The sequence below is a fragment of the Flexithrix dorotheae DSM 6795 genome (assembly GCF_000379765.1).
Lineage (GTDB): Bacteria > Bacteroidota > Bacteroidia > Cytophagales > Flammeovirgaceae > Flexithrix > Flexithrix dorotheae.
Genome location: NZ_KB903441.1, coordinates 145,008 through 153,529 on the forward strand (window position 1 = coordinate 145,008; position 8,522 = coordinate 153,529).

Below are 8,522 nucleotides of genomic sequence, written 5' to 3' on the forward strand. Positions count from 1 at the left end.
ACCCTACAGTGTAGTGTTTCATTAAGTAAATAAATCCCGCACTTTTGCGAAATTAGCTGTAGGGGAAGGAGTCGAACCTTCACGGAGCAGTTAGTCTTATGAGAAGTTGGCAACAACTTAAATTATTGTCAACTCTTCATGGATTTATCCTGGAATCTCCACCCCCGAGAGAGGAGGGCATGGCTGCCAGTTTCATCACCCTACAGTGTAGTTTTAATTACTATCGTTTGTAATTATTGATACAAATGTAAAACCGAGGCGCTTTTATTGCAAATATTTTAATGAATTAATTTAATTTTTTTCATAATTATCAGTAATTATCAAATTCTTTATCAATTTTTAAATTTCAACTTTTTTAAACAAGGATTTAATATGAATTTGATAATTACTTTCTTAAAACATTTGGATTTTAAATTTTAATTTCTTATTTTATAAGGATTTGAATTAATTCCTGTCTGTTAAATCCTATTTCTTCAGCTACTTCGAAAAGAAAAGAGGATTCTTTTGAATGGACCGACTTATCAGATTTCGCCAAAGCTACCAAATCCATCATAAGTGCAAGAGCTTCCTCATCATTATTTTTAAAAAAATCCAGTTCTAAATCAATAATTTCCTCTGTATGGAGATTATCCTCTATTTCATCTTTTTCATCCTCATCCAAATCCGAATTTTTCAGAATTTCCTCAAATAAAGCAATCTCATTTATATGAATATTGCCATCCATTTTCATTAGGGAAATTAAAGTCATCAGTTTTAAGAAGTCGGCATCATCATCTTCCTGATTGATTAAGTTCTCCTCCGCTTTCAGCATTTGCTCCAAAGTAGGAATGGTGACTATTTTCGGACTTATTTCAATTTCTTTTGAAAATGAACCTGATGCTTTGTTGGCCACTTTTTTAGTACTGTGCTGGGACCATGCAGTTACTGCCAGTCCACCCAAACCTGGTAACCATTTGCATACAATGGATTTTACCAACTGCCTTACAATTATAGTCGATAAGATTTTGATGATTGTGGCAGGAATTTTTTCCCCGGTAGGTTTTACAATCATTTTATTTCCTTCTAATAAAGTAATCCCGGTCGTTTTTTTACTTAAAGCTTCCAGTAAAACATAAATTACCAGGTCTTTGTGAAGGAAATCTCCCTTATAACCATTGGCTAATCCAATATCGTAAACCATTCTGAGCTGATTTTTTACCGAGCCTACAATTTCCGGAATTAAGGTGGCCATACCCAAAACCCCTGGCAATACCCCCGATTTCGCAGCATTTATTACCGCCTTAAGTACATACTGCCCCACCAGATCATTCAAATGTTTTTTTAATAGTGGCTGAGCAAGTGCTTTTTCCTCTCTTTCAATCCGAATTTTTTCAAATTCTTTATCGAAAAAAGTATTGATTTTCGTATTCAGGGCAATTTTCAATTTGCCTCCGTTTTTTTTTCTGGCCAGCCTTCTTTCTTGCCGGGCAGTTTTTCTTTCTGTTCTTCTTTGTTGTCTGAGGGCTTTGCGCTCTGCTTTGGAAAGGTTTCGGGATATTCTTTTATTCATAGGAATTATTTTTTGGAATGATTAGATTCTCACTATTCACCAAAAAACCTTTCCTTTTTCAATACAAACCATGACTGGCTCTCACAGAGTGATGATAAGTTTTAACAGGAATTCAAAATTTATCCCATATATTTCACCTTGCCAGGTAAGAAAAGCTTAGTGGTAAAATTCCCATTTTAACGATTTTTTGAAGATAAAATTGACACTTTGGAAAAAGTAGGGAAAGTTTTATGTTAAATTTCAATTAAATTGGTAGGCAAATTATAATTATTTTTTTATCTTAATTAATTAATTGGACTTCAGAAATTTGTACAAAAACTTATACCTATATAACCAAAATTTAAATCCTGACTTTTCCTTCAAAAATCGGATTTAACTATCAGAAAACGGAAAATGCTACTTTGATGCATTTCACAGATAAAATCAACTACTTACAATTCCTTACTAGAACTAAATTAGTCCCTGGTAATTTCCAACATTAAGGGCAAAACAAACTATAAAGATTATCTGAATAAGGTCCTCACCATTAGAATGATAGCCCAATTGGTATGATAAATCTTTTAATTCCATACCATAAAAAATTAAAACAAAAGTTATCCATCATTGGTAAAAAATTTTTTATTTAGTTTTTGAAAATAGTTTAAAACATGCTTAACAGGAAGGTAATCTCAAAGGCCAAACAATTCCTTACAGGAAACAACCGTGTAAAAGCTATTGAATATCTTTTGGCTAATGGCTGTAATATACAGTATGCCAATGAATTATTGAGAAAGATAGCCAAAACCAGTATCGATGAAAATACTGATCAGTTAATTATCGATGAACTTATTACGCTTTTACCCAAACAACATACGAAAGCAGTAAAAGTGTTGAGCGAATATTATGACCTGAATGAAACTTACGCCAAAGGGCTTATCGATAAAATTATAGCCAAAAATGACTTCACTCCTCCTGCAATTGCAAGGACCATTACCGAAGTTCAACCTGTCCGTAAAAATGATTTTAAGCTGAACGTTTGCGAACCTCAAACTTACTATGAAACAAGAGTACTGTCCTTTTTAATAAATGGCCGTGAAGATGCCTGTTTGGATGTACTTATGAACGAGCTCAAATTAGAAGAAAATGAGGCCCTGGATTTTCTGGAAGAATTAAAAATGGACATCAGACGGGAAGATTAATACCTAAATACTTTGCTGGCTTGTTCCATGAAAAAGCGTTTGTTATGTAATTTTTAACAAACGCTTTTTTTTGTCCTTTATCTATTTAATTACATACCTCTCAAAATTTTTCATTCCGGTTTTCACCAAAACTCATAAAACTGTGTAATAACAATCCCTCTTAAGCGACTCATAATTTTCAAAATCACGAATACATCACGGTTTATTTTAAGGATGATTTTTCAACCTAACCACTGTCCATTTTTCTTTTGTTAAAATAATCCAATAACTTTTTTTGAAACAATGCGTATAAATTTAATATATTTATGATATCATTTTAATATCACTTTAAATCGAATTATAATGAAAACCGAAACTGAAGTAAAACCCATATCAGGATATGTAATGGTATTTGTTGAAATAGTATTACTAGTATCCTTTATTGTAGGAATCACTCAAACAGAAAATCCAGTTTTTTTAATTTTGTTGGGTATTTTTATTGTTTTTCTTAAAGGCTTCTTTTTTATTAATCCAAATGGATCCAGAGTATTGGTTTTGTTTGGAGCTTATAAGGGAACCGTTAAAGAAAATGGTTTTTATTGGGCCAATCCATTTCTGGCAAGACAATCTATTTCATTGAGAGCCAGAAACTTTGATAGCAAACCTGTAAAAGTGAATGATAAATTGGGCAATCCTATCATGATAGGAGTAATTTTGGTTTGGCAGGTAAAAAACACTTTTAAAGCAGCTTTCGAAGTAGATGATTATGCCAATTTTGTGAACATTCAAAGTGATGCTGCAGTTAGGAACCTTGCCGGTTCATATCCCTATGATAATATGGATGATGATAATAAAGAAATTACCCTAAGATCCGGCTTACATGAAGTCAATCATGCCCTGGAAGATCAACTTAGGGAACGACTTGAAATAGCCGGTATTAATGTAATAGAAGCCAGAATAAGTTATCTTGCCTATGCTTCTGAAATTGCCGGTGCCATGTTGAGAAGACAACAAGCCACTGCAATTGTTGCTGCCAGACAAAAAATTGTGGAAGGAGCTGTAGGAATGGTGGAAATGGCTTTAGATGAATTAAGTAAAAAAGAAATTATAGATTTGGACGAAGAAAAGAAAGCGGCCATGGTGAGTAACCTAATGGTGGTATTAACTTCTGATAAAGATGCAAGTCCGGTAATTAATACAGGGACACTACATCAATAAATTTAATTGATTAATGAGTATAGCAACAGATTTGAAATATTCCCATATTTCAAACCTGTTGCGCACTAATATTTACAGGGATGGCTAAGAAAAAACCGTTTGCGTTGAGATTGAATCAGGAAATATTAGAGGCTATTGAAAAATGGGCTGCTGATGAGTTCAGAAGTACCAATGGGCAAATTGAATGGGTAATCCATCAGGCATTGAAAGAGGCTAATAGATTACCCAAAAAGCCGAAAAATGAGGAGAAGGGTAATTAAGATTGCTATAAATACTTAATTGGCATATTCCGTTCCAGGATCGTAGCTCACTCCCAGCTTGTCCAAAACCTCCTGAGGTGCACCCTGCCAGACAGTGGCAACATTTCCCATATATTGAAGATCGTCTATTCCTAATTTGCTGGTAAAAAATCCGGTTGCTACAAAATCCCTGAATTTATTAAACCAGGCTACCCCCTGACTATTTTCCGGTCTGGCTTTTTCAGGGTATGCAATTTCATCAAGCATTGATTTTTGCTCGTTTTCAGTGCAGTCAATAAATTTCTTCCCAAATTCTTTTTGGCATTGATTATCCAACCAGTTTAATCCACCCCGCATCCCCACCTGATGTTGTGGTTGGTCTTTCATCATAAATTCCAGGAACTCTGGAAAACCAGCATCGGAGGCGCTGCCTGATTTTTCATCAGCTGGAATAACCAAATCTCCCAAAACTTTTATTGTTTTCATTTCATGCTCATTAAAAAACTGCTGTTTCATCAACGCCATATCTTCTTCAGAAATATTACTTTCCCCTCCACCGTGGTTATGGGCATGATCGTGCTCAGCAGGTGCCTTTTTTTCTTCAGGAGTATTACATCCCGGGATTACAGATGTTGTAGCTCCCAGAGAAGCCAATCCTATTGCCTTTAAAGTATCCCTTCTGTTTATTTTATTCTTCATAACTTTCAAAATTTACAAATTGGCTTGTTTTTTTTGATCGATAATATATTCACTTGCTCTCATGGAAAGTGCGAGTATCGTCCAGGTTGGATTTTTATCTGCCATCGAGACGAATGAGCCACCATCATTTACAAAAAGATTTTTCACATCATGAGACTGGCAATATTCATTTAATACAGACTTTTTGGGATCTTTCCCCATCCTGGTTGTGCCCACTTCATGAATAATCATTCCCGGAGCCAAAAGGCCATATCCTTCTTCTTTTCCAGGTTTTGGTCCTAAGGGGATTCCTCCAAGATTATGAATAATTTCCTCAAATGTATCCTGCATATGCTTGGCTTGCAGGTATTCATAATCCGACCATTTGTAATTAAATCTTAGAACTGGAATTCCAAATTTATCAACCACTCCGGGATCAATTTCACAATAATTATCCTCACGAGCCACCGGCTCCCCTCGCCCGGCAAATCCAATTGTGGCACCGTAAAACATCCTGTAATCTTCTTTCAATTGAGCGCCATAACCTCCACCTCCTTTTGGTCTTTCTGCTCCATTTCGATATTTGAATTTTCCATTGAAATTATGGATTCCACTAAAAAATCCATATCCCGGCATTCTTCTCCCACCTCCAAATTCAATATGATATCCTCTTGGGAAGTCTAATTTGGCATTATCCAGCCACCATGGCATATACATCATCATGCCCCCTACCCCATCTTCATTGAAGGGAATACCATCCATCAATTTGGGAATTATTCCCGCAGCACCAGCTCCTGTAGAATCCATGAGATATTTACCAATCATATTACTGGAATTACCTAAACCATTGGGAAACCTGGAAGACTTAGAATTTAACATCAATCTGGCCGATTCACATGCGCTTGCCGCCAAAATCACAATTTTAGCTTTTACATGATAGTCCTTTCCATCCAGCGTATTTACATAGGAGATACCAGTAGCCAACCCTTCATCATTTGTAGTCACTTCTCTGGCCATAGCATTTACCACCATATCTAATTTACCGGTTTCAAGAGCCGGATTAATTAAAACAGGTGGAGAGGAAAAATTGGAATAAGTGGAACACCCTCTGTTACACTGAGAACAATAATGACAGGCAGGCCGACCATTTAAAGGTTTTGTAAGGATTGATTTCCTTGCGGTAACTACAGGAATTTTTAAAGGCTTGCAGGCATCCCTTACCATTAATTCATAAGGCCGGGGTTTTGGAGGTGGCAGGAAAAATCCATCTGGTTCATTATCTAATCCCAAAGCTGGATCGAAGTTTTCCCCAAACACACCAATCAGCTTATCTACCCTGTCATAATAAGGTTTAATGTCATCATAGGTGATAGGCCAGTCATCTCCCAGTCCATCTATACTTTTTCTTTTAAAATCTTTTTTACCAAAACGAAGGGAGATTCTGCCCCAGTGATTTGTCCTTCCCCCCAGCATTCTCGACCGGAACCATTCAAATTCGGTTCCTTTTACTCTCGTATAAGGTTCACCTTTCAGTTCCCATCCGCCAAATGCAGCATCAAATTCACCAAACGGCCTATGGGTATTGGCACCTCTTCTTGGAGATTGATATGGCCATTTGAACATCTCCCCTTTTGCCGAATCGAAATGAGGACCGGCTTCCAATAAGGCTACATCTGCCCCTGCTTCAGTAAGTACCTTAGCAGCCATTCCACCCCCGGCTCCAGATCCGACAATACACACATCATAGACTTTTCCTTGTTGCTTTATTTCCATATTTACTTTTCAATTTGAGTAGAAATTCAAAAAGAAAAATAGAAAGGATTAAGCAAAAATCAAATTAATGGCAGTGATTAAATAAAAGGAGCTGAATATTTAACCTTAATCAGCCCTTTTTAGTGAAAAGAAAAACCTGGTTCCTTTGCCAATTTCACTTTCCACAGCTATATGGGTATCATGCCCTTCCAGAATATGTTTGACGATGGACAAACCCAGCCCCGTTCCACCCTGTTTTCTGGAACGACTTTTATCTACTCTGTAAAATCTTTCAAAAATTCGTTTTAAATCTTCCTCCGAAATACCATGACCATTATCCTGTACCCAGACATCCACCAAATCCCCATTTTCCTTAAATCCGACTTCCACCCAACCATTTACTCTTCCGTACTTTATGGCATTATGTACAAGGTTAATCATTACCTGCATAATACGGGTTGGGTCAGCATCAACATATACACCGTCTTCATTAATTTCATTTATTTTCAGTTTCATCCCTTTTTTATGTGCTTTGCTTTCCAATTGCTCATAGACATCGAGCACCGAACTTTGGAGGTCAAACACTTCAGGTTTCATACTAATTACTCCTGACTCTATCTGTGAAAGCGTAAGTAAATCCTGCACCACAGCATCCAGGTTATTCAGACTTTTCCCGGCTTTTTTCAGAAACTTATACTTTACCTTTTCATCATCTATGGCACCGTCAAGCAGAGTTAGAATATATCCCTGTGCAGCAAAAATGGGTGTTTTAAGCTCATGGGAAATATTGGCTATAAATTCCTTTCTATAAGCTTCAAGCTTTTTCAATTCATCAATTTCCCTTTCTTTCTTAGAGGCATAAGCAATAATCTCATGGTTAATCCTCCGAATGGGGTTATTGGACTGATTTGTATTGTGGGAAAACTGCCTGAGTTCTCTTTGCGTAATTTTATCCATGCTGGCATAGACCTTTTGAATTTCTCTGAAAATTAAAAATTCAAAAGTCATATAAGTAAGGATAAAGGAAGAAGAAAAAGACAGAACCCCCACGATCATAAGGGGTAAAAAGGATTTTTCTACCAAATACAAAAAAGCAACGGTGATACCGGCAATTGAACAAGCCAGTAAGAATGAAACTGCTTTGGGATTAAATAGCATTTTATCGTTTATCAACGGTTGTGAGTAAAGAGATTAAGCTCTCCTACTTTAAGGTTATACATAAAAATCCAAATTTAGGGAAAATGATGGGGTTTAAGGTAAATTTTTAGAATAAGCCTGCATTCACAACAAAAATTAAATTTAACTTCCAATCCGTTGCAAAAATGTGTGAATAATGATCAGGTGCTGGAGATGATTTCGTAAAGAATTAATGATATTGAATTAAAACTTTCTACTTATCTATAATAAAACTCCAAATGATAGATGGTGGCGGTTTTTAGGTTATTTAAAGCAGGGCAAAATGGCCACAGTAGGAAGGATAGAAGTAGGTGGAACCTATACTTTTGCCACTCATTATGCGGGCAGATGGTTAACCGGGGACCTCTCAGTAAAACAAAGCGAAAATAAAGTAGTGATTGAGTTACCTGACCAATACTGTATCAGTTTTTAAAATAATCAAAGGTTCAAGTGAATAAAAAAAGGCAGTAGATGCTACCAGTCATGGTCGGAAGAAATTCCGACCATTTTTAATTTTAAAGATTCGTTCCGGGTTACCTCCAGCTAGATAAATCATAATGGCAATAGCAAGTTCTCTTATTTCGGTTTTAAACCTTCTTTTAGCAGTTTTATAACCAATATTATTAGCTTTTTTATAAATAAGCAGGAGCATGGCAACTATTAGGGTCATATAAATGATGACTTCAATACCATTTTTATTGAGTGATACTAGGTGGCTGACATTGAGTTCTTGTTTGATAAAACGGAAAAACA

At 36.0% G+C, this 8,522-nt stretch carries 8 protein-coding genes and 1 pseudogene; 4 read left to right on the plus strand and 5 right to left on the minus strand.

The genetic code is table 11. The features are described from left to right. Positions 1 to 424: 424 nt before the first annotated feature. The gene (locus tag A3EM_RS0114895) at positions 425 to 1,549 is read right to left on the minus strand and encodes a TerB family tellurite resistance protein (protein ID WP_020529022.1); all 1,125 of its coding nucleotides are present in this window, start codon (positions 1,547 to 1,549) and stop codon (positions 425 to 427) included. 647 nt (positions 1,550 to 2,196) lie between these two features. Here A3EM_RS0114895 and A3EM_RS0114905 point away from each other — a divergent pair. The 3 genes from A3EM_RS0114905 to A3EM_RS0114915 all read left to right on the plus strand — a co-directional run bounded on the left by A3EM_RS0114905 (position 2,197) and on the right by A3EM_RS0114915 (position 4,184). Continuing rightward, positions 2,197 to 2,727: a hypothetical protein gene (locus A3EM_RS0114905; RefSeq protein WP_020529024.1), complete on the plus strand. Its 531-nt coding sequence runs from the start codon at positions 2,197 to 2,199 to the stop codon at positions 2,725 to 2,727. Positions 2,728 to 3,069: 342 nt separating this feature from the next. Beyond that, positions 3,070 to 3,924 (plus strand): SPFH domain-containing protein, encoded by an 855-nt coding sequence (locus A3EM_RS0114910; protein WP_020529025.1) that lies wholly within the window; start codon positions 3,070 to 3,072, stop codon positions 3,922 to 3,924. 80 nt (positions 3,925 to 4,004) lie between these two features. Then, positions 4,005 to 4,184, plus strand: a complete 180-nt coding sequence (locus A3EM_RS0114915; protein WP_020529026.1) for a type II toxin-antitoxin system antitoxin — start codon at positions 4,005 to 4,007, stop codon at positions 4,182 to 4,184. A 15-nt stretch (positions 4,185 to 4,199) separates the two neighbouring features. Here A3EM_RS0114915 and A3EM_RS0114920 read toward each other — a convergent pair whose 3' ends face one another. From A3EM_RS0114920 to A3EM_RS0114930, 3 genes are all read right to left on the minus strand, one after another. Next, the gene (locus A3EM_RS0114920; protein ID WP_020529027.1) at positions 4,200 to 4,862 is read right to left on the minus strand and encodes a gluconate 2-dehydrogenase subunit 3 family protein; all 663 of its coding nucleotides are present in this window, start codon (positions 4,860 to 4,862) and stop codon (positions 4,200 to 4,202) included. A gap of 12 nt (positions 4,863 to 4,874) precedes the next feature. After that, complete coding sequence (locus tag A3EM_RS0114925; RefSeq protein WP_020529028.1) at positions 4,875 to 6,614, minus strand: GMC oxidoreductase; 1,740 nt, start codon at positions 6,612 to 6,614, stop codon at positions 4,875 to 4,877. Between the two features lie 105 nt (positions 6,615 to 6,719). After that, positions 6,720 to 7,751 carry a sensor histidine kinase gene (locus A3EM_RS0114930; protein WP_020529029.1) on the minus strand — a complete coding sequence of 344 codons (1,032 nt, stop codon included), beginning with the start codon at positions 7,749 to 7,751 and terminating at the stop codon, positions 6,720 to 6,722. 301 nt (positions 7,752 to 8,052) lie between these two features. On the opposite strand from A3EM_RS0114930, the gene A3EM_RS47550 reads away from it, so the two are divergent. Further along, positions 8,053 to 8,202 (plus strand): hypothetical protein, encoded by a 150-nt coding sequence (locus tag A3EM_RS47550; protein ID WP_020529030.1) that lies wholly within the window; start codon positions 8,053 to 8,055, stop codon positions 8,200 to 8,202. Positions 8,203 to 8,250: 48 nt separating this feature from the next. On the opposite strand, the pseudogene A3EM_RS0114940 reads toward A3EM_RS47550, so the two are convergent. Beyond that, a pseudogene (locus A3EM_RS0114940) lies at positions 8,251 to 8,522 on the minus strand (hypothetical protein); the annotation flags it as partial.